Source organism: Sporacetigenium sp. TC11 (assembly GCF_058146105.1).
In genome coordinates this window covers 1-21,280 of the sequence record NZ_JBYVNY010000012.1, presented here as the reverse complement: position 1 = coordinate 21,280, position 21,280 = coordinate 1, and the positions used below count along the sequence as shown (strand labels likewise).

Annotated in this window: 27 protein-coding genes and 1 riboswitch; of the genes, 7 read left to right on the top strand and 20 right to left on the bottom strand. The window is 28.0% G+C overall.

The genetic code is table 11. The features are described 5' to 3' along the window. The first annotated feature begins 127 nt into the window (after positions 1 to 127). Both ACUSRV_RS14415 and ACUSRV_RS14410 read left to right on the top strand, forming a co-directional pair. Positions 128 to 1,036: an ABC transporter ATP-binding protein gene (locus ACUSRV_RS14415; RefSeq protein WP_490142667.1), complete on the top strand. Its 909-nt coding sequence runs from the start codon at positions 128 to 130 to the stop codon at positions 1,034 to 1,036. After that, the gene (locus tag ACUSRV_RS14410) at positions 1,029 to 1,817 is read left to right on the top strand and encodes an ABC transporter permease subunit (RefSeq protein ID WP_490142666.1); all 789 of its coding nucleotides are present in this window, start codon (positions 1,029 to 1,031) and stop codon (positions 1,815 to 1,817) included. The genes ACUSRV_RS14415 and ACUSRV_RS14410 overlap by 8 nt, the downstream gene beginning before the upstream one ends. Positions 1,818 to 1,859: 42 nt before the next feature. Here the strand turns inward: ACUSRV_RS14410 and thiE are convergent, their stop codons facing one another. From thiE to ACUSRV_RS14365, 9 genes are all read right to left on the bottom strand, one after another. Then, positions 1,860 to 2,471, bottom strand: coding sequence for a thiamine phosphate synthase (thiE, locus tag ACUSRV_RS14405; RefSeq protein WP_490142665.1), 612 nt, complete (start codon positions 2,469 to 2,471; stop codon positions 1,860 to 1,862). Next, a complete protein-coding gene (thiM, locus tag ACUSRV_RS14400) occupies positions 2,464 to 3,264 on the bottom strand; it encodes a hydroxyethylthiazole kinase (RefSeq protein ID WP_490142664.1) in 801 nt (266 codons plus the stop codon). Before thiM ends, thiE begins: the two co-directional genes overlap by 8 nt. After that, complete coding sequence (gene thiD, locus ACUSRV_RS14395) at positions 3,257 to 4,066, bottom strand: bifunctional hydroxymethylpyrimidine kinase/phosphomethylpyrimidine kinase (protein WP_490142663.1); 810 nt, start codon at positions 4,064 to 4,066, stop codon at positions 3,257 to 3,259. The genes thiM and thiD overlap by 8 nt, the downstream gene beginning before the upstream one ends. A gap of 69 nt (positions 4,067 to 4,135) precedes the next feature. Further along, positions 4,136 to 4,246: riboswitch (TPP riboswitch) on the bottom strand. 29 nt (positions 4,247 to 4,275) lie between these two features. Beyond that, positions 4,276 to 5,100 carry a DUF2278 family protein gene (locus ACUSRV_RS14390; protein ID WP_490142662.1) on the bottom strand — a complete coding sequence of 275 codons (825 nt, stop codon included), beginning with the start codon at positions 5,098 to 5,100 and terminating at the stop codon, positions 4,276 to 4,278. A gap of 94 nt (positions 5,101 to 5,194) precedes the next feature. Further along, positions 5,195 to 5,359, bottom strand: a complete 165-nt coding sequence (locus tag ACUSRV_RS14385) for a zinc-ribbon domain-containing protein (RefSeq protein ID WP_490142661.1) — start codon at positions 5,357 to 5,359, stop codon at positions 5,195 to 5,197. Positions 5,360 to 5,578: 219 nt separating this feature from the next. Then, on the bottom strand, positions 5,579 to 5,860 hold the full coding sequence (locus tag ACUSRV_RS14380; protein WP_490142660.1) for a DUF1653 domain-containing protein: 282 nt from the start codon (positions 5,858 to 5,860) through the stop codon (positions 5,579 to 5,581). A gap of 11 nt (positions 5,861 to 5,871) precedes the next feature. Further along, positions 5,872 to 7,149 carry an HD domain-containing phosphohydrolase gene (locus tag ACUSRV_RS14375; RefSeq protein WP_490142659.1) on the bottom strand — a complete coding sequence of 426 codons (1,278 nt, stop codon included), beginning with the start codon at positions 7,147 to 7,149 and terminating at the stop codon, positions 5,872 to 5,874. 410 nt (positions 7,150 to 7,559) lie between these two features. Then, complete coding sequence (locus tag ACUSRV_RS14370) at positions 7,560 to 8,318, bottom strand: SagB/ThcOx family dehydrogenase (RefSeq protein WP_490142658.1); 759 nt, start codon at positions 8,316 to 8,318, stop codon at positions 7,560 to 7,562. A 94-nt stretch (positions 8,319 to 8,412) separates the two neighbouring features. After that, a complete protein-coding gene (locus tag ACUSRV_RS14365; protein WP_490142657.1) occupies positions 8,413 to 8,958 on the bottom strand; it encodes a DUF3867 domain-containing protein in 546 nt (181 codons plus the stop codon). Between the two features lie 281 nt (positions 8,959 to 9,239). Between ACUSRV_RS14365 and ACUSRV_RS14360 the strand changes: the two genes are divergently transcribed. After that, entirely contained in the window at positions 9,240 to 9,686 is a 447-nt protein-coding gene (locus ACUSRV_RS14360) for a hypothetical protein (protein ID WP_490142656.1), read from the top strand. A gap of 52 nt (positions 9,687 to 9,738) precedes the next feature. Here the strand turns inward: ACUSRV_RS14360 and ACUSRV_RS14355 are convergent, their stop codons facing one another. From ACUSRV_RS14355 to ACUSRV_RS14345, 3 genes are all read right to left on the bottom strand, one after another. After that, the gene (locus tag ACUSRV_RS14355; RefSeq protein WP_490142655.1) at positions 9,739 to 10,389 is read right to left on the bottom strand and encodes a hypothetical protein; all 651 of its coding nucleotides are present in this window, start codon (positions 10,387 to 10,389) and stop codon (positions 9,739 to 9,741) included. Between the two features lie 88 nt (positions 10,390 to 10,477). Beyond that, positions 10,478 to 11,218 carry an alpha/beta hydrolase gene (locus tag ACUSRV_RS14350; protein WP_490142654.1) on the bottom strand — a complete coding sequence of 247 codons (741 nt, stop codon included), beginning with the start codon at positions 11,216 to 11,218 and terminating at the stop codon, positions 10,478 to 10,480. 110 nt (positions 11,219 to 11,328) lie between these two features. Continuing rightward, complete coding sequence (locus ACUSRV_RS14345) at positions 11,329 to 11,538, bottom strand: cold-shock protein (RefSeq protein WP_490142653.1); 210 nt, start codon at positions 11,536 to 11,538, stop codon at positions 11,329 to 11,331. Positions 11,539 to 11,750: 212 nt separating this feature from the next. Here ACUSRV_RS14345 and ACUSRV_RS14340 point away from each other — a divergent pair, with 212 nt between their 5' ends. Further along, on the top strand, positions 11,751 to 12,200 hold the full coding sequence (locus tag ACUSRV_RS14340; protein WP_490142652.1) for a hypothetical protein: 450 nt from the start codon (positions 11,751 to 11,753) through the stop codon (positions 12,198 to 12,200). Between the two features lie 43 nt (positions 12,201 to 12,243). On the opposite strand, the gene ACUSRV_RS14335 is transcribed toward ACUSRV_RS14340, so the two are convergent. Then, on the bottom strand, positions 12,244 to 12,468 hold the full coding sequence (locus tag ACUSRV_RS14335; protein ID WP_490142651.1) for an alpha/beta-type small acid-soluble spore protein: 225 nt from the start codon (positions 12,466 to 12,468) through the stop codon (positions 12,244 to 12,246). 206 nt (positions 12,469 to 12,674) lie between these two features. Between ACUSRV_RS14335 and ACUSRV_RS14330 the strand changes: the two genes are divergently transcribed. After that, on the top strand, positions 12,675 to 13,436 hold the full coding sequence (locus ACUSRV_RS14330; protein ID WP_490142650.1) for a peptidylprolyl isomerase: 762 nt from the start codon (positions 12,675 to 12,677) through the stop codon (positions 13,434 to 13,436). A gap of 38 nt (positions 13,437 to 13,474) precedes the next feature. Here ACUSRV_RS14330 and ACUSRV_RS14325 read toward each other — a convergent pair whose 3' ends face one another. The 3 genes from ACUSRV_RS14325 to ACUSRV_RS14315 all read right to left on the bottom strand — a co-directional run bounded on the left by ACUSRV_RS14325 (position 13,475) and on the right by ACUSRV_RS14315 (position 15,680). Then, positions 13,475 to 13,903 (bottom strand): CBS domain-containing protein, encoded by a 429-nt coding sequence (locus tag ACUSRV_RS14325; RefSeq protein ID WP_490142649.1) that lies wholly within the window; start codon positions 13,901 to 13,903, stop codon positions 13,475 to 13,477. A gap of 265 nt (positions 13,904 to 14,168) precedes the next feature. Next, entirely contained in the window at positions 14,169 to 14,369 is a 201-nt protein-coding gene (locus tag ACUSRV_RS14320; RefSeq protein ID WP_490142648.1) for a cold-shock protein, read from the bottom strand. Between the two features lie 150 nt (positions 14,370 to 14,519). Next, on the bottom strand, positions 14,520 to 15,680 hold the full coding sequence (locus ACUSRV_RS14315; protein ID WP_490142647.1) for an amidase domain-containing protein: 1,161 nt from the start codon (positions 15,678 to 15,680) through the stop codon (positions 14,520 to 14,522). A gap of 159 nt (positions 15,681 to 15,839) precedes the next feature. Between ACUSRV_RS14315 and ACUSRV_RS14310 the strand changes: the two genes are divergently transcribed. Beyond that, positions 15,840 to 16,460 (top strand): hypothetical protein, encoded by a 621-nt coding sequence (locus tag ACUSRV_RS14310; RefSeq protein WP_490142646.1) that lies wholly within the window; start codon positions 15,840 to 15,842, stop codon positions 16,458 to 16,460. A 322-nt stretch (positions 16,461 to 16,782) separates the two neighbouring features. Here ACUSRV_RS14310 and ACUSRV_RS14305 read toward each other — a convergent pair whose 3' ends face one another. After that, the gene (locus ACUSRV_RS14305; protein ID WP_490142645.1) at positions 16,783 to 17,154 is read right to left on the bottom strand and encodes a hypothetical protein; all 372 of its coding nucleotides are present in this window, start codon (positions 17,152 to 17,154) and stop codon (positions 16,783 to 16,785) included. Between the two features lie 175 nt (positions 17,155 to 17,329). Here ACUSRV_RS14305 and ACUSRV_RS14300 point away from each other — a divergent pair, with 175 nt between their 5' ends. After that, positions 17,330 to 17,653, top strand: a complete 324-nt coding sequence (locus tag ACUSRV_RS14300; RefSeq protein ID WP_490142644.1) for a YlbF/YmcA family competence regulator — start codon at positions 17,330 to 17,332, stop codon at positions 17,651 to 17,653. A gap of 118 nt (positions 17,654 to 17,771) precedes the next feature. On the opposite strand, the gene ACUSRV_RS14295 is transcribed toward ACUSRV_RS14300, so the two are convergent. The 3 genes from ACUSRV_RS14295 to ACUSRV_RS14285 all read right to left on the bottom strand — a co-directional run. After that, positions 17,772 to 18,314, bottom strand: coding sequence for a hypothetical protein (locus ACUSRV_RS14295; RefSeq protein ID WP_490142643.1), 543 nt, complete (start codon positions 18,312 to 18,314; stop codon positions 17,772 to 17,774). Positions 18,315 to 18,419: 105 nt separating this feature from the next. Beyond that, on the bottom strand, positions 18,420 to 20,114 hold the full coding sequence (locus tag ACUSRV_RS14290; RefSeq protein WP_490142642.1) for a S8 family serine peptidase: 1,695 nt from the start codon (positions 20,112 to 20,114) through the stop codon (positions 18,420 to 18,422). Between the two features lie 14 nt (positions 20,115 to 20,128). Then, the coding region (locus tag ACUSRV_RS14285; protein WP_490142641.1) for a S8 family serine peptidase at positions 20,129 to 21,280 on the bottom strand (1,152 nt) is incomplete at its 5' end.

Genomic DNA, 21,280 nt, shown 5'->3' with positions numbered 1-21,280 from the left:
TTGTATATAAATTTTTATAATAAAAAATAATATTAAGTAGCAAAATATATTGAAACATATTATATAAAAGAATATAATATAATTAAATAATTAGACATTTATCTAAATATTTAATTGGAGGTAAATTATGAACGCAATTGAGGTAATAAATTTAAGTAAGTCATATAATAAAGATACTGTAGCATTGAAGGATATAACTTTCGACGTTCCAACGGGATCTATATTTGGGTTTTTAGGCCCTAATGGTGCAGGTAAAACTACTCTTGTTAGAACTTTAAATGGAATACTATATCCTACACAAGGAAATGGAAAAATACTTGGAAAAGACATAATAAACGATAGAAAAGAAATAAGAACCCTTTGTGGAGTTATGACTGAAAATGCCGGTATATATGAAAACCTTACTTGTATGGAGAATCTAAACTTTTTTGGAAAAATGTTTGGATTAAATAATGATGAAATAAACAAAAGAAGTTTATATCTTTTAAATGAATTTAAGTTATTAGATGTAAAAGATAAAAAAGTAAAGACATTTAGTACAGGTATGAAAAAACGACTTTCTTTAATTCGTACTTTACTTCATTCACCACAAATTCTATTTTTAGACGAACCAACATCAGGGCTTGATCCAGAATCATCTAAAATAGTATTAGATTTCATTAAAAAAATAGCTTTAGAAGAAGATGTAACCGTATTTTTATGTACTCACCAATTAAAGTATGCTGAGGAGATATGTAATTTATATGGTTTTATAAATAAAGGAAACTTAATAGGCTATGGAACATTTAATGAACTTTTATATAATAAAAATCAAAATATAAAATTAGAAATAAAAGGTACTAATTTACCTAATATAGATAATATGAAAAAAATAAAAGAAGATAGATATTTAATATCAATAAATAATGAAGAAAATATTCCTAATATACTGCAACAAATATTTAATTTAGGCGGTAAAATTTATGAAGCTAAGCAAATACATTGGGATTTAGAAGACTTATACTTTGCATATCAAAGAGGTGATAATAATGAATAACGTTACTAAAGCTATTATATCAAAGGATATAAAGGAGATATTTTCTAGTAAGCAGATTTATATTCCAATGATAATAATACCTATTATGTTTACTATCATAATGCCTACTGTATTAATAATAGGTGCAAAATACAATGTAAATACGATAAATGGAATGGATATGATGGTAAAAAATTTATCACCTATTTTAGGAAATTTAACTCCTTCTCAACAAATTATATATATTGCTTTAAATTTTATGTTTCCTCCGCTATTTCTTATTATTCCCCTAATGTGTTCGAGTATTATAGGGGCCAGTAGTATAGTAGGCGAAAAAGAAAGAAAAACTTTAGAGACAATATTATATACTCCTATAGATATAAAAGATTTACTTTTATCAAAAGTTATAGCTATATTTATTCCATCTTATGTAATAACGTTTATTTCATTTATCTTATTTGGAATTGTTATGAATATAGGTGGGATAATGCATTTTGATAAACTAATATTTCCAAACTTAAACTGGATTATACTTCTTATATGGATATGCCCCGGTATTACATTTTTAGGTTTATTACTTATAGTTATAACATCTGCTAAAGCTTCTAATTTTCAAGAAGCTCAACAAATGTCTGGACTTGTAGTAGTTCCTATAATATTTCTTGTTGTAGGTCAGGCATCAGGATTGTTTTTACTGAATAATTTAGTTTTAATAATGGCTGGAATTATAGTGTTTATAGTAGATATACTTCTTTTTGATAAAATTACTAAATCCTTTGATATAGAAAAATTATTAAACTAGAATAGGCTGACTAAATATATATTTGGTCAGCCTTTAATTTTGCTATTTATTTAATATAATATCTTTTATTTCTTTAGCAGACTCCTTAGGGTCTTTTGAAGATAAAATAGCTGATATTACACATACTCCATCGTATTTAACATCAATACTTGATAAATTTCCTTTATTTATACCGCCAATTAATAGTACTGGTATAGATATATTTTTCTTTATAATATTTACATCATTTATATCTAATACTTTAGCATCATCTTTACTGTTAGTAGGGAATATTGCTCCAAAACCGATATAATCGGCTCCATTTTTTTCAGCTTTTATAGCTTCTTCTAAATTATGAGCTGATATACCTATAACCTTATCCTTAAATAAGTCTTTTATTTCTTCTATAGATGTGTCATCTTGGCCTAAGTGAATACCATCAGCATCTATTTCCTTTGCTAAATCTATGTAGTCATTTATGATCAAAGGAACATTGTATTTACTACAAAGTTTTTTTAATTCTAGAGCTTCTTCTAACATTTTATCGTAGATTTTTTTCTTTTCTCTATATTGTACAATAGTAACTCCACCTAAAATAGCTTGTTCAACTCTATCAATTAAATTAGGTTTACCGTCTGTTATAAGGTATAGTGTATAGTCCAAGTTATTATTCATAAACTACATTACCTCTTTTCATAAACATCTCTTCATCTAAAGTGCTAACTCCATCAAATAAATATTGATTAAATGATCCTAATTTTCTCTTACCTTCTACCTTTTCACTTGCATATTCTCCTGCGATACACATAACAGTTGTTCCTAAAATTGCAGCATCAAAACTATTAATTCCAGCCCCAAGACATGAACCTATTAGTGATGTTGACATACACCCTGTACCTGTAATTTCACTTAAAAGTGCTGTTCCATTTTTACAATATACTTTTTTATTTCCATCACTTATAAAATCAACTGCTCCACTAGCGCACATTACCAAATCTTTTTTTAGTGCATATTCCATTATTCTTTTCTCATCAAGTGAAGCGTCAGATTCTGCATCTACACCTCTTCCCCCATCTATTCCAACCACCGTCATTATCTCTGAGTAATTGCCTCTAATAACTGAAAATTTAACTTCATTAATAAGCTTTGTATTTACTTCTAGTCTATATTTAGTTGCCCCTATTCCTACAGGGTCTAAAATTACAGGTATACCTATTTCATTTGCTTTCTTTCCAGCTTTTATCATAGATTCAAAAGTTTCATTAGTTATAGTTCCTGTATTTATAACTAACGCATTACTTATAGAAACTATACCTTCTACATCATTTATTTCATGAGACATAACAGGTGCTGCACCAATTGATAATGTCATATTTGCGCAACCATTTACAGTAACTACATTTGTAATGTGGTGAACTAAAGGTTTTCTTTCTTTGATTAAACCTAATCCTTTTACTAAATTATTCATTTGTATCAACCTCCCAGTATTTATGAAAATGATGAATAGGATTATTTCCTTCTCCAACTTTATAAGACTTAGCTATTCCTTTATTTACATATTCCTTTGCATTTTCTATTGATTTAGAAATTGAGTTTCCTTTTAATAAATTGGCAGCAATAGCTGATGATAAACTACATCCCGTTCCATGGGTAGATGTTGTATTTATCCAATCCATTTCGAACATTTCCCCATTTGATAAAACATCTACAGATTTTACATTTTCACCATCTCTTATTGGAAAATGCCCTCCTTTTAATAAAACATGGCAATTATACTCCTTATGTAATTCATACGATGCTGATTTCATATCATCAAAGGTATTAATCTTTCTATCTAATAAAACTTCAGCTTCACTAATATTTGGTGTTATAATTGTAGCTAGTTTAAATAACTTAGATTTTAAAGAGTTTATTTGATCTTCCTGTAATAAAGTATGCCCTGTTGTTGATACCATAACTGGATCTAGTACAACATATTTAGGCTTGTACTTTATTAAAGCATCACTTATAACATTCATAATATCAATATCTGATACCATACCTATTTTTACAACTTGTATATCTAAATCTGAAAATACGGCTTCAAGTTGTGATTTAACTATACTAGATGGAATTGGATAAACGTCATATACTCCTGTAGTATTTTGAGCAGTGATAGCTGTTATAACACTTGCTCCATAAACTCCATTTGCAGCAAAACTTTTTAAATCTGCTTGTATTCCTGCTCCTCCACCGGAGTCGCTTCCTGCTATTGTCAATACAGTTTTCATATTTTAACCTCCTACTGATGTAATAAAAAAAGCATAAATCCCAGTATGGAATTTATGCTTATATACAAATATAAAGTCATATAGCTTCCCTCCGCTGGCATTATCCAGATCAGGTTAAGGGTCAAAGATTTTATAGGATCTTTATCTCAGCTGGCCTACCCAGCACCCCTAGCATTACTATTAATTTGATTTCATTCTAACATAAGGATTTAGTTTTTACAACACCCATCATTATTAGTTTTTATACATTGACCTTCAAATCTAGTGAAAATAGCACTCCATTTATTTTCTGATTTAAAGTGAATTAAAATTCCTCCATCCTGATAAATTCCATTATCTAATAAATACTTACTTTCTTCATTACCTTGATTCATATGAATATCATGTACCCCTTCTGGTCCATATTGACTTAAACGCCTAAGTTTTATTTTTCTTTCCTTATCATTATCTGACATTATTGCATCTTCGGAATCTACAGGGTAGACATCTCCATATATATATATATCTGCATCTTCTTCTTTGGATTTAACGACATATTTATGTATCATTTCATTTAATTCACTAATATGTGAAAACTTTTCAAATTCATCTATTTGAAATAATCCACTTCTAATATAATCTAATGCAATTTTGCTTATTTCATTTTCATTTTCTTCATAATCAAATACTTTTATCCCATAATCCAAATTAGTTAAAGTTTCTAATGAAAACTTTTCATTACCCTGTATTTCAAGATTATCTTTAAAAATGCAAAGTGTTTTTTTTATATCTTCTTGCTTTGATTTAGCACTTCCTCGGGACATAATGCTAATTTTAATTTTAATTTCTCTATCTTTAAATTTAAACTCCTTACCTTTTATTTTTATATTTTCAGCTTTAATTTTAAAATGATAATGACAACCCTTCTTTATATCTTTAACTCTACAGACTATATTTTCTTTTAGTACCTGACCTTTTTTATCTGTAGTTTCGCAACTTATATTATTAATAGTACTTCCCTTAGCTTTACATATAGAGTATACAGGAATAGGCATAAAATTCTCCTTTAATATAGTTTATTCAAGTATATTCTTTGCAAAAAAACAAAACCCTATGAGAATAAAATTCTCATAGGGTTAATTAACATAACTATCTTCTGAAGTTATTGTTTTTTTGTTGCTTTCTTGCTGCTCTACATTCAGGACATCTTTGTGGTTCATTTTCGAATCCTTTTTCTTTGTAGAAAGCTTGCTCTCCTTCAGTGAAAAGGAAATCTTTTCCACAATCTTTACAACTTAAAGTTTTATCTGCCATTTTAACATTCCTCCTTCTTTAGAATTAAGATTTAAAAACTGATTAACAAATACTCTAGAAAGAGGAAGTTGTTCTCAATTCAAATCCAGTAAAGTAATTACGAGAATTACTGACCTAATGAGAATACCATAATTACCTTTTATATACAATAGATAATTTAAAAATATACCCCTTGACATATACCATTAATTTCTAGCTATAAATGTGATGTTCAGTGCATTAAAACCTTTGGGCTATCCCTTTTAGAAAGTCTTCAATATTAATATTCAGTTCATCTAAAGACATGAATCTGTACCTTTGATTGGTTGGGTTTTCTTTGTTTTTTGGTACTTCTTCTATAAACATATTGTATGGCCTTACATACATCTTTTGTTCTCCATAACATGGCTTATAAACTACAAACTTTTCTCCACTTTCTGAGTGTATAGCTATATCTATTACAAAATACCATTTATCTTTAAAATGTCTATAATATGTATCTGTAGCTAATTTTCTATTCATAAGTACCTTCCTTAATAAATATGTTTTAAATACATTTTATCTAAAATAATATCGTATTCATTAACTATTCTATCAAATTTTTTAATAATTTCATTTTGATAAAACGATAGCTCTTTCATTATTTTATCAAAATTACTTTCTATTATATTTACAATATTTCCATCAATTTCATTTCTTATTACACAATTATTCATTATTTCTAATACCTTCGCCTTAGGAAAAGCAGGCTTATAATATCTAGGTTCTGTTAATGCACTAAAAATATCTGCAACAGCAAGTATTCTTTCTCCTTGCCCTAATTCTTCTGCATTTAGCCCTTTAGGATATCCTTTCCCATTTAGTTTTTCATGGTGTGATGAAGCTACTTTTCTAATTTCATCTAAATCTAAATTGCTTAATATATTATCTGTTGCAACAACGTGATTTATCATTACAGAAAATTCATCTCTTGTTAATTTTTCAGGCTTTGTTAATACCTCTATAGGAGTTGTTATTTTTCCTATATCATGAAGTATTGCTGCAAATGTATATTTATTAGTTGTTTTTTCATCTAGATTTAAATATCTACATAAAATATTAGTTACAATAGATACACTTTCTGAATGAATAACAGTTGACCTAGATCTGAAATCTATTGCATAAACTAATACCTTCATATGTTCTTCTATTTCATTTTTGCTTAACTCTACTTTATCAAAAATATGGTATATTTCATCTATATAACTTTCATCAAACAATTTATCCATAAAATCTGTATTCTCCATTAAATAAATTAAAGCTTCTACATGTTCTTTTTTAAACCATTTATCAATTAAATTATATGTAAGCTTTGTTACATTATCTTTAAAAGACTTTTTATTACTAATATATAATACCGATACACGGTCTGCTAAACTAATTAAAAAGGCATCTTCTGGTATAGGAATGTTGTTTATAAAGTTATTTCTTTCTTCATATTTATGATGATGATACAAAATTACACTAGATAAATCCTTTAGAGGACTAAACTCTCTTATAAACAAATATCCATATATACAATGTTCATAAGCGTTATGAGTCTCAAATTCTGTAAGTAGTTTCCTTTCCTCTACCTTATATGCCCCTAAATCATGTAACATTGTTAATGTTATTATTTTAGTTAAATAATCTTCTTCATAACCTAGATGTTTTCCTATTTTATAAACTATATATGCTACTTGCTCTCCATGATTTTGTAATCTATTGTCTACTGAATTTATAGTATTTTGTGTGACCTTTAAAATATCTTTTAGGTTAATATTATATTTCATCTTAAATCTCCCTTTTATAATACAACTATATAATTTTTACCCCTTTTATATTATACAAAACATTTATATATCTTATTATACAAATTTTAACTTTAAAATTATTATAGACTAAATAAAAGCTGTACCGAAAACTCAGTGCAGCTTTTATTTCCATACACGTTCAGTTTTAAATATTTCTTGATAATATATTACAATATTTATTGTTAATTACGTGAAAATAATTATCATTTACGAAAATTGCTTTTATTGTACCATTTGTCCACTATTAGCTGATCACAGGTTATGAGAAGCTAATCATTATATAGAACATTTGCAAATGTATAAAGAGCAAATGTAATTTTGTTTAATAAAATAAAGAGTCCCTTTAGATTTTACAAAAAATCTATGGGGACTCTAATATTTTATGAAAGTTATCTTATCTTTTTCCCGACTGCTGCAAGATATACTACAAACTCATCTTCTCCATCTAGATTTAAAATATCATCTATCATTTTTTGGTCATATATACCTATTGCACATGCCCCTGCTTCAATTGATTCACTTGCTAAATAAAGATTTTGACAGACATGACCAGCATCTATAAGTATTTTTTTATGAGCTGTTATATCAAATTTCCATTCTGATCTATATGGAATAGTACTCCATGCAAATATAACAGCTGCTTTATTTGCAAAATGAGGTACAAATGGTTGATCTAGTGTCATTATATCTACTTTTTCATCTATATTTTCTAATTCAAACATAAATAAAAGCTTGTGTTCAATTGGTAAATATCTATAAATACCTTTTTTTATATCATGGACATTCATTATAAATAAATAAGTTTCAAATGAATGAGTTGCTCCACTACAAGGAACAGTTCTTAAATTAGGAACATTTTTAGAATTATTTATTCCTTGGGTAGACCACAAAAGATAAGATAGTTCTTCTAAAGTTAACTTTTCTTCACTGTAAAGCCTTACACTTCTTCTCTCTTTTATGCAATTATATATATTTTCATTTTTTAAAATTTCTTCACTTATCTCTGGAAGGTCTATAATTACTTCTGATGAATCATAAGACTTAGTTATTGGTGGTTGGGTAATTCCAGATGCCTTATCTGTTTTTGTATTATCAAATTCATCAAAGTTTGATTTTAAAAAGTTTCTATAATTATTATATCTTCCCATTGTAAAATACCTTCTCTCTTATTTCTTTATTGATTATAACAACTATACATTATAACAAATATAATATATTCATTTATGTATCATTCGTTACAATTTAATAGTCGTATGAGTTTGTATTTTCGCAAATTGTTATTTTTATCTTTTTATCTCCCATTATCTTTTTATACAAACGTAAAAATTCGTTTAGTTCTGGGTCATTTAGGCTTATTTTTTTAGTGCTTTTTAATATAACATTTTCTGAATCTACAATTATATATATATCGTTAATATTGTTTTTAACAATATAAGTAACTACATTCTTCATTTTTATTTTTTCTTGGTATTTTTCATAAAAACTAAGTGAATTTGAATCAATATTAAAAGAATTAATATCTATTCCTAAATTTTTTAACTGTACCTCTACATCTGACATATTGAATCCATATCTCTCCATAAGTTTCTTTTGCATATCTAAAAACTTTTCTTGAGATATATTATTTTTTTCCATATAACTCATTATTTCTTTTGAAAAATCTACCATAGACATGCTACCTTGTGCTACAGAAGAATAAAGGCTATATATATACTCTTCAAATTTATTAATATCTTTATCCTTAACTTTATTTTTTATCTCATTAAAATCTATAACTTTATCATCCATCTAAATTCCTCCTTTAATATTAAAAACAACTACAAGTTTATTTTATAATTTTAACATATTTTAATTCATCTTTATAATAAGTTATATTTATCGAAAGTTTAATTTATCAAATATTTTCCTTTATTTCATTTTTTATCTATTTATGTTAAAATAGTTAATATATTTTGCTTTTACTGAATATAAATTAATAATACAAAACTTGTACATAATATATATATCGGTAATATTCAGTAAAGTACGAACTCATAAAAATTACATCGATATAGAGTAGGAGGATTAACATGGGATTAAAAGACAAATTTACAGGAGCATTTACTAGAGCAAATACAATGAGTGACCCAGAAAAAAAAGTTAATGAAATAGTAGGAAAGATACTTTTAAAGAAAAGTATAGTTCCTATAGTTATATTAGTAGCCATATTAATAGCTGGAACTGTTTTAAAGTTAAACATATGGCTTCAACTTGTATTACTAGCAGCAGTAGGTGTAGTTTCATATTTCTATATAAGAAATCAAAGCAAAAAATTCCAAAATTTCAAGCCATATGTTGGGAATTTAATAAGCATTGAAGAAAAAAATGGAGAGTATATATTAATACTAAAGCAAGGTAAAATGCCTATAAAATTATCAGTTAAACATGGCATAGATGACCCTAAAAGATTAAAGAAAAATCAATTGCTACAAATAAGTTATAACCCTGATGAAAAAATAGCTATAATAGTTAAGTAAAATTCGCTACTCTCATCAAAAATAAAAGCTCATACCTAAAGGTATGGGCTTTTTATATACTCTTAAAATTTTTAATAATTCTATTTTTATCATCTACATCAAATCCATATTTTCTATATATACTATTTAAGCAACTTTGATCTATTATAGATTTTGTAGGTATAGCAATTCCTTTAGAATACTTAATAGTACCTAATTTCATATCTTCGTTATAGTGATTGTGTTTATCTATTTCTTTATTTATTTCATTAACTATATAATCTAAATTTTGTAATATAATTCTTCCATGACCACATCTAGGTTTGCCTGCTCTAAACTCCTTTATATATAGTATTCCACTATCTTCACTGTTATAATAATAGCAGTTCATATAAGTGTCTTTTGTATCTGGGTCTATAATTCTTATATTTATATCTCCAAATTGTTCTATGTTATTTATGTCAAAGTATACTATTAAACAAAGTATTTTGTTTTGATTATTATAGGATATCTTTATAATTGTATTTTGTGCTTTATTTATGTATTTCTTTAGTTTTTTTATAAACTTAATATAATAGTTATACTCTTTAACTAGTTTTTCTTCACTATCTGTATATTTGATGTTTTCATCTAGGGGTTTGTTTTTACACTTCTTTATAAGCCTAAGATCATTATTAAAAATAATATTCCTCATTTCCAAAATCTTATCTTCAATATTATTCATTCTACCCCACCTATAAACATATTAAATAGTTAATACATATTTATGCATGAAGTGGGGTAATTATGTAAATCTCTATTTATGACAATACTTATTTTATACTTTCTAATAATTTAACTGTATATTCTATAGATATTTTTTGTTGTTCTTCTCTAGTTATATCAGCTTTTAAATCTCCTCTTTGAAAACCATAATTTCCAAATTGAGCATGATTTCCTCCTTGAATTTCTACATATATAGTTTCATAAGGCAATAATTTTTTTGTATCTTTTAGTTTTTGCATATCTAAAATAGAATCTTTACTTCCAAATATAGATAGTGATTTTAAATTACTTTTACTAAAATCTACTTTAGATGGATACGAAGCGTAAAAGATCAATCCTTTTATACTTTCAGGCTTTTTATTATAAACAAAATTTGAAGCCATAACTCCTCCAAGTGAGTGACCTCCTATAACCCATTTTTTTATGTTTGGATGGTGCTTTATTACTTCCAACCCTTCATCCCAGTCAAGTATAGCTAAATTAAATGGCATAGGGACTATTATAACTTTATATCCTTGATTTGCTATACCTCTGCATATTGTAGCATAGGATTCTTCTTGCACATTTTCTCCAGGATAAAATATAAACCCTACGTCTTTTATATTATTCTTTGGCGTAAATTCTATATAAGCATCTTGAGTGACATTTATATACTTATCAGATTTTAAATTATTTTTAGCTATATTGTCTGCTTTATAATTATTAATAGTCCAAAATAAAAACAATGACAATAATAATAAAATAGTTGTAATAAAATAATATCTTAGTTTTAACTTTTTAATTCGCAATATCTCACTCCTCTCTTTAAATGATTTACAATCATATTATATTCATTTAACTTTAATTTTGTGAAAAAAAAAGAAAGCCTTATAAGGCTTTCTAAATTTATTATGTTAATTTATCTTAGCTTCATAACATTAGAAGCTTGTAATCCTTTTACTCCTTTTACTACATCAAATTTTACATTTTGACCTTCTTCAAGGTCTTTTTCTGAACCTTGTTCTTTTACTGCTGATACATGAACAAATACATCACTATTGTCATCATCAGCAGTTATAAATCCATATGCTTTTTCTGGGTTAAACCATTTAACTACTCCAGTTCTCATATTATAGCCTCCTTAAAATTGTCTTTATAATATTATTTACAACATATCTTTTTATATTAGTACTAATTTATGCATATTTTTTATTCAATTGTTTATACTTGTTACATAATGAATATATAAACTTAAGAATTTTTAGAAGTTTTTCAAAAATATTGCATATAATTTAATATCTAGATAAATAATAGTTTTTGTGTTAGTTAGGAGGTATTGATATGAATCAAATGCAAGAATTCAGTCAACAAACTCGACAATTATCTATATATGACAATTTATTTAAATTTATAGTAGTATTTTTTTGGATAATATCTTGGGGTACATCAATGATTGTAATACCTTATCAAATAAAATATTTTTTATTTTTTTCATATAATATATTTACATTTTGGTATATAGTTTCTTATATATTAACTATAAAATTTAAAAATATAAGTATAGCTAAAATTATAATAGATTATAGAATGACCACGGTGTTAGCATTTTTCTTTGCATCATTAAAATATTTTATATTCCCAACTAGTATTATATGTATTGTATTAACAGTTTTATTTTTATTTATACATATATACTTCTCTGCAACTAAAGTTTTAAAATATAAATTAGAAGAAGGTGTAGTTGGTGTAATTTCGTCTCTACTTATACTGTCTCTTATAATATTTTATTAAAAAAGCTTGGATAAAGTAAATCCAAGCTTTTTAATTTTTGAAACTATTGTTCATCTTCTAATCTATTTTTAAATCTATATTCTCTATTAATACTATTTTTTATATTTTTAGTTTTTTTACTATTTTTTGGTTCTCCTCCTGATGCCAAATTAACAGAGTTTTCAACGTTGTAAATGTCATGAGTTATTCCAAGTTCACTTGCTACTTCTATTTTCATAGCATCTGGTCTTTTTCTATATTGAGGTACTCTATTTGGATGTTTGGGCATTTATAGTCACTTCCTTTTTAAATTTAATTAAAATCATAAATGATTTCTATATTATTTTGTTTAAATTTATATTTTTAATCCTAGTAAATGTTTGGATTAATTTTAAATTGGAAATATTAGACATATGGTATTTTTTCTGATATTATTTTATTAAATGCTAATACTTAAAACTATTAAGAAACTTTTTTAAAAAGGAGAATTAAGAAATGGAAAATACAATTGAAAAAAAAGTTCTAGCTGTTGTTGGAGAAAAAGAGATAACTAATCATGATGTAGAAGATGCATTAAGAAGTCTAGATCAATATCAAGCTATGCAATTTAATTCTGCAGAAGGAAAAAACAGATTATTAAATGATTTAGTAAATCAAGAATTATTTTATATGGAAGCTAAAGATCAAAATTTACATAATGATGAAAACTTTAGAAAAGAAATGCAAAGAGTTGAAGACAATATGTTAAAACAATATTCTATAAATAGACTTTTAACTAATATAACTTTAACTGATGAAGAAATACAAGCTTATTATGAAGCTAACAAACAACAATTTATGAATCCAGAAACTGCAAAGGCTAGCCATATATTAGTTGAAAGTGAAGAAGAAGCTAGTGATTTATTAAACAAAATAAATACTGGTGAGATGAAATTTGAAGAAGCAGCTTTACAATGTTCTCAGTGTCCATCTAAAGAAGTTGGTGGAGATTTAGGAAGTTTTGGAAGAGGTCAAATGGTTCCTGAGTTTGAAGAAGCAGTATTTAACATGAACCCAGGTGAAGTTAAAGGTCCTGTTAAAACTGAATTTGGATATCATTTAATAAAAGTTGAAGATAGAAACCAAGGTGGTCAAGCATCTTTAGATGAAGTTAGAGCTGAAATAACTAAGGGCTTAACTTACCAAAAGCAAAATGAAATTTATACTAATAAAGTTAATGAATTACAAGCTAAATATCCAGTTAAATTTAATGGATAATTTTAAATATTAAAAAGGTCTTCCTGAGGAAGACCTTTTTAAGTATAGGCTATTTCTAAGTTTTTTTCATACATTTTTTGATAGCAATATTGTATTATATCACTTCTTTTTATTATACCTATAAACACATCTTGATCATCTATTACAGGTACAAAGTTTTGATGCATTGCAGTATATATTAAGTCTTCTATATTTGCATTTATTGATACTGGTTTATTATCCATTCTTCTTGGAACTTCTCTAATTAATATATTTTCTGTACTTCTTAAATCTAGTCCAAGAGAATTTTTTAGAGACCATAGCAAGTCACCTTCTGTTATGGTACCTAAATATTTACCTTCATTATCTATTATAGGAATAGAAGTATATCTATGGTATTCCATTTTTTCTAATGCCTGTCTCATAGTGTCCTTTTCATCTAAATATGCAACATCTTTTTTTGGTGTAAGGAAAAATAGTATATTCAAAATGCGCACCTCCCATGTTTCCAAATACAATAGTACTATATCACTTTAATATGAATTTATTGTGAAGAAACTTCTAAAGATTATTTATTTCAACAACCTAATTATACATTTAAATTAAAAATTAATCTATCAATTATTTTATATGCAATAATTTGTGTTTTAATTAAAAAAGCCGCTGAATATCAGCGGCTCTAGCTTTTAACTTAGCATGTTATACTATCAGTGTTACTATATAAATCAAGTAAATCTATATATAAATCTGCTATTATAACTTAACTACGTTAGCAGCTTGTGGTCCTTTAGCTCCTTGAACTACTTCGAATTCAACTCTTTGACCTTCTTCTAAAGACTTGTATCCATCACCTGATATAGCTGAGAAGTGTACGAATACATCATTTTCTCCTTCAACTGATATAAATCCAAATCCTTTTTCGTTGTTAAACCATTTTATTACTCCAGTTTTCATTTGCAAATTCCTCCTAAAAACTAAAACTTATTTGTTACCAAACACTTGTAACATTAGTAATATTTTACCATCTATTTTATAATATTGTCAATTTATTTTGCAAGTGTAACTAACGGAAAAAATTCACTTTGCTCAAGTATAGGCCTCGTTTTAATAATGTACATGTAATAAGTGAAATTTTATTTTTTTATTACTCCATCCTAAATCCCAAGGAACTAGCTTCCTATCAGTATTGTGGCAAGTAACCAAGGGATATCCCTTTGAGTCAAGTCCAGTCACTGTTGACACATGTGTTATTCTTCCATTTTTTTCATAAGCAACAACGTCTCCAGGTCTTAGATTATAAGCTACCTTATAAACATCTTCATAACTTCCTTTAGCTATTAATGACCCTCTTCCACTATTCAATATATAATTTTTAAATCCCTGAGCATTTAACCATGCCTTTGTTCCTGAACCATTTGCATAGTTCCATGTTCCATTTTTCTTAAAAGCTCCACTTTCAAATATTATTTGAGAAGCAAAATTTGCACAATCTCCGCCATCTGGATTATGGTCCCTGTACTTAGCATTATTATATTTTAATCCATATTCCTCATCACCTGCAGCTCCACTGTACATATGAGCATAATCGACAGCCTTTTGTACCGTTTCTTTTAGCTCTAATTGTACAGGTTTCTGATTAATTATATATTCTTTTATCTCATCAGATTTTATATTATCTAGATTTAGTGAATCTGCAAATGGGTCTGTATACCATTCCTTAGTTATAACATAAACTCCATCTTCTGTTCTAAGGTTTAGATAATGATGAGTTCCTATTCTACTAACATTAGTCACCTTTGGTTCATTTTCATATGAATATGTATATTCTGTTGATACTGTACATATAACACTGTATAAATTCTCTTCCTTTTCTTTAACTGCTCTAACCTTTACTCTAGTTTTTATATCTTTGAATTTTACCCCTTGCTTATAAGACCAATTGTTTAGATACTTCATTTTCTTTACTTCATGCTCATATGCCCAGGTTCCATATTTATGTTCTGTATCGTATAAGCCTTTAAGTATTTCTTCATTTTGCTCTAATATAGCTTTATTCCTATAGTCGAATATACTTTCTAACATCTTTTGATATTGAGTATAATCTTCTTTTGTTGAAAATGTCTCTTCAGTATTTTCTAAATTTTTTAGTGTATTCTTTATCGCTAGATATTCGCTACCATACATTACTCCAACTATAAAAAAAGAAAATATTACTACAACAGATATCAATTTTAAAAACTTCTTTTTTGATATTAATACAACCAATAAATGACACCCCCAGTATCTAATTATTTAAAGTAAATCAAAGCTATTTAAAGGAATTTAATAGCATTTTAAAAAAATTGGTAGCGTTTTAAAAAATTTCATTGAAAATCACTGGATTTGTGATATAATTAAATAAATTTCTAGAAAAGAGGTGTTGCGATGATAACTAAAATACTTCTATCTAAGGTCAATGGAGTTCCTACTAATAATGTATATGCCGATATACGTTATATAAATGAGGAAAATTTTGATGATATCATTAAATTATATAATATAGTTAATGATAGCCTTGATGGAAAGAGTTGGCTAAAGTTTAGAGATCATGATTATTTGCAAGAAATATTAAATAGAGGTGGTTTTATAATAGGCTGTTATGTAGAAGATGAAATAATAGCAAGTGCACTTTGTGAAACTCCTTCTATATCTGACATAGAGTTGATGAATGAACTAGAGATACCTGCTGAAGATTTTGTAAACACTTATATATCTGGTTTTGTTATGGTTCATCCATCATATAGAGGAAATGCTCTTCAATCTATATTATTAGATACTAGAATAAAATTATCTCAAATTAGAGGTAAGAGGTATGTTCTAACTACTGTTGCTGTTGAAAATGTATATAGCCTTAATAACATACTAAATGCAGGATTTAAGGTAGGTACTACAAGAACTAGAGAAGACGGAACTGTTAGATATGTACTTTATAAGAATATATCTGAATCATATAGCGTAGACGATATACGCGAAGGGTGGTACAATACCAAATATGAGACGGCATAATTACACATAAAAAAGGTATAAGATATTGTCAATCTTATACCTTTTTTTATTTATATTTTTGATACACGTTGTCATTATTATTAGTGATAATATAAATAAATTTGAAGTTTATCTACAGTGTCTTTATCCTAAAGTTGTCTTAATATAATCTATTCATTATAAATTTTTTTGCTACTACTAATGCCTATTTTTCAAATATATTATTAAAAATTCGCTACGCTCATGTCTTAAGCGACCTTGAAAAGCAGGTACGTTGCTTAAGTTTAGCAGTTGGATATTATAACTTATCTGCAAACCGTATAAATTATAATATCCTAGTAATTTAGAACATCCACCACCATGGGAAATTTGGTCCTTGAGGTTGACCTGGTCTTGGTGGTCTTGGTGGTCTTGGTGGTTGAGATTGTCTTTCGTAGCATGATATTGCTTCTATATTTTGTAAATCAACATAAAATTGTCGTCCTCTTACTCTTCCTCCAACAGTTTGTCTATCCAAATAATTAACTCTCATCCAATATCCTCTTCTTTTACCCCTTTCCCATATAAATATCCATCTACTTCTACATCTTCTTATAGCATCTTCTATCGCCCCTGGAGATATGAACAGAGATACATCTCCCTGTGACCCTTGTGGTCTTTGTGGTGTATAGTTAGGTTCATTATCATCATTTTGAGCTAGATAATAATTATACATAAGTTACCTCCCATTTATAAATTAACAAAGAAGTTGTCCTCCTTTAATTTATAATATGTTTGGATTTATGTTTCTGTTACTAAGACTTTTATATGTTTATCTTATGTAACACTTATCCTTATTGATGATTATAATATATAGAGTCTAATTTTAAAGTTTACAAGGAGGATTTACTATGGATGTAACTAAAAATGCTAAGGCACTTGCAAGTTCTATAAAAATGAGTAGAGAGTTTATAGAACTTAATAGTTCTAAGGCTATTGTAGAAAAAAATAGAAATCTTAAAAAACAGCTTGATTCTTACTTATACAAACAAAATACTATATACTCAAGATATCAACCTGGACAGCAAATGGAAGAAAAGCTTGCACAACTAAATAAGGAATATGAAAATTTCTTTAGATCTAATGAGGTTAATAACTATCTTCTTGCTGCTCAAAAATTTAATGAAATGATGGAAAAAATATATAAGTATATAGAATCTGAATTAACTAAATAAAATTCCCTGCGCTCATGTCACCAACGGCCTTGAAAAGCAGGCTAGTTGCTCAAGTTTAGCAGTTGGAAATTAAAATTTCTTTAAATATAAAATGGCTGGTTTTCACCAGCCATTTTATTTATCCTTTTAATTTTTTTGGTTGTGTAGTAGGTTGAACTATCGGTTGTGGCATTGGGAATGGAATTTCTTCTGGTATAAATTGTTCCATTGGCATTGGTTGTGGTGTTGGCATCGGCATTGGCATCGGCATTGGCATCGGTGTTGGCATTGGCATTGGTTGTTGCATTGGCATTGGCATTGGCATTGGTGTTGGTTGTTGCGCCATTTGGTTCATAAATTGCATCATCATATTTTGATACATCCACATATAATATTGCATAATATCAAAATCTATATTTACAGATTGTTGCATTATAAGAGGATATTCTTTATTCATTTGTCCTGTGTAATACATAGGTGTCATATCATACATAGGCTCTACATATGTTTTTGGACATTCGGGAGCTTGTTGGCATTGTCCTTGAACATTCATTGGCCAAGTTGGATAATTCATCCACATAGGATTAACCCAATTACAAGGTTTATATTCGTATTCAGGCTCTGTATAAGTTTCACATTCAGGTTTATATTCTGAGTTACATCCGCATTTTTTACACTTCATAGTTTTACTCCTTTATATATTAATATTGGCTAAGTATTTGTACAACTATGCCTAATATTAATATATGAAGTACATACTATACTGTTACTAATAATTTGAGCATTATTATATAGTTAAATCTATTTGTACTAATGTATCTTCTATATTTAAAAGTCCATACCCTTCAGATACATTAGGATAACTATATATTAACTTAGTATCAGCTCCAGCTATTAAATAGGTTTTTATAATTTCTGTATATGCAGATTGTAAGCTATTTCTATCTACAATGAAATACTGAAGTAATAATGACACAACACCTGCTACAATTGAACTTGAAGCACCTGTTCCTGTTATAGTATTATAACTTCCTCCTGGAAATGTAGATATTATATTTACTCCAGGAGCCACTAAATCAGGTTTTATGGTATCTTGTTGATTTAGTGTTCCCCTAGATGAAATTCGAGCTACCCCATTTGCTATAACGTCATAAGCTCCCACTGTAATAATATTCTGATCGACTCCAAATAAATCTATAGTTCCAAATGGGTCTGACTTTACAAATCTAGTACCTACAGGTAACATATTTCTAGGAGGCAAATATAAATCATGTATTCCATTTACTACATAATCAGCATACAATCTTATCGTCCATATACCTGGCTTAACATCTTCAAGCCTTATAGTTGCAATTAAATCTCCAGTTAATATTTCTGGATAAAAATATGTTACAGAATAATTCACATCCTCTATATTAAATATTCCTGAATGAAAAGCTGTTTTATAACTTAATTTCCGCGTCATCTGACCAGAAGGGCTTATAATTGATATAGATACTTTATCTGGCATATCCGCACTAAGATATATATCTAAATTTCTCTGTCCTTCTCCTACCTCTATGTCTACATCTTGAGTTTCTCCGTTTACCGAAAATCTTCCTGAATAATGAATATCTGCATTCCCATCATCTCCAGCACCGCTTACTACTACAACACCTCTTCTAAGTTGGGATCTTAGGGCATTTAGAAATGTTGTATCTGAATAATTTCCGAATCTACCTCCTATAGATAAATTTATAACTAATGGTCTATTGAGTTCCTGTGCTACCCTCATAACATAATCTATCGCTGCAAAGAGGTCTATATGGCTATAATATATTCTATCTTCCGTATAAATATTTAAAAGTGGCTTTAGTTTTACAACTATTAATTCTGCACCTATTGCCACCCCCCTATATGTTGTAGACACGTTTCCTATTCCAGCTGCCATACCTGCACTTAAAGTTCCATATCCTAAACTATCAACAGATAATGATGTATCATTATTTACTATCGCTTCATTTATTCGCTCATTTGTATATTCGGTTCCAAATAAATACCCTTCTGGTGGGGTTCCCTGTTGGTTTTCTTGATCCCATAATCTAATTATTTTAGAATTTCCATTTGGGTATATAAAATCAGGGTGGGTATAGTCTATACCTGAATCTATTATGGCTATTAATACTCCTCTTCCAGTTAGATCTACATATGCAGTTTGTTCTTGTATAAGAACCTGGGAACCTACAGCATCTCTAACACTTACTCCATTTGATAGATTATTTGTAACAGTTCCTAGATGGCTCATTGGAAAGTAACTTCTCCATAAATCTATTTGTTTAATAGTATTTAGTAATGCATCATTAAAATTTTCTGGAGCATAAAGTAATGCATTTTTTGCATTTAATATTATTATATTACTAAGTCCTATAGAGCTTAAAGCAGCTCTTATATCTCCTGTATATAAAATAAAATATGACTTTACAAATTGTGATAAGTCAGCCAATTATATCACCTCTTTTATCTAAATTGGTCAAACATTCCCCTAATATCCAATAATCCATAACCATATGAAACGTTTGGATATGTTATGTCTGGAAATTTTCTAGCTCCTTGCAACATAAATGATTTTATCATTTGTACATATGATACAATAGGATTAGCTCCATTAACTAATACATACTCCAAAAACAATGCAACAGCTCCAGATGCATGTGCCCCTGCTGCACTACTTCCTGTTATATTACTGTATCCACCACCTGGGTAAGTAGATATTATATTAACTCCTGGAGCTACAATATCTGGCTTTAACTTTTCTAATCTTGTTGGGCCTCTCGATGAAGATTGCCATATACTATTATTTACAGTATTGTATGTTCCTACTGTAATCATTTCATTTGATGATGATGGATAGTTTAAGGTTCCAAAAGGGTCTGCTTCTGAAAATTTAGTTCCAGACTGTAATAGAGACCGATTGGGTAAATACATATCATAATGCCCATCAACTATATAGTCTCCACTTAATCTAACTGTCCATATTCCCGGTTTTATATCTCTTAAAGTTATTAGTGCTAACTGATCACCAGAGAAAAAATCAGGATAGTCATAAAAAATTTCATATGTTGTAAGTTCATAATCAAATATTCCTGAAACTGTAGCTAAATCTCTAACTGTTGATGTTTCACTTAATTCCCCTGATGGGGATATTATTAATACAGATATTTTATCAGGTCTTTTTCCCCAAAACTGAAGCTGTATATCCCTTTCATTTGCCCCTACTTCTAATAATATATCTCTACTTTCTCCTTGTATTATAGTCCCTGAATAATGAGTTTGTGTATTGCCTTCGTTTCCAGCTGCAGCAACAGTAACTACTCCTCTATCTTCATAAAAAAGTAGGTTTTCAAATATAGTTGTTCCTGATACTCCACCAAAATTACTTCCCAAAGATATATTTATAACTAATGGCCGCCCTAGCTCTATCGATTTTAAATATGCATAGTATACTCCTGCCATAAGATCAACCTTACTATAATATCCATTTGTTTCTGCTAACTTTACTACTATAAGTTCTGAACCGGGTGCTACACCTACATATTGAGGATTCACCCTTCCTCTTCCACCTACTATTCCAGCTACTAATGTTCCATGACCATTTGTATCTTGTGATAA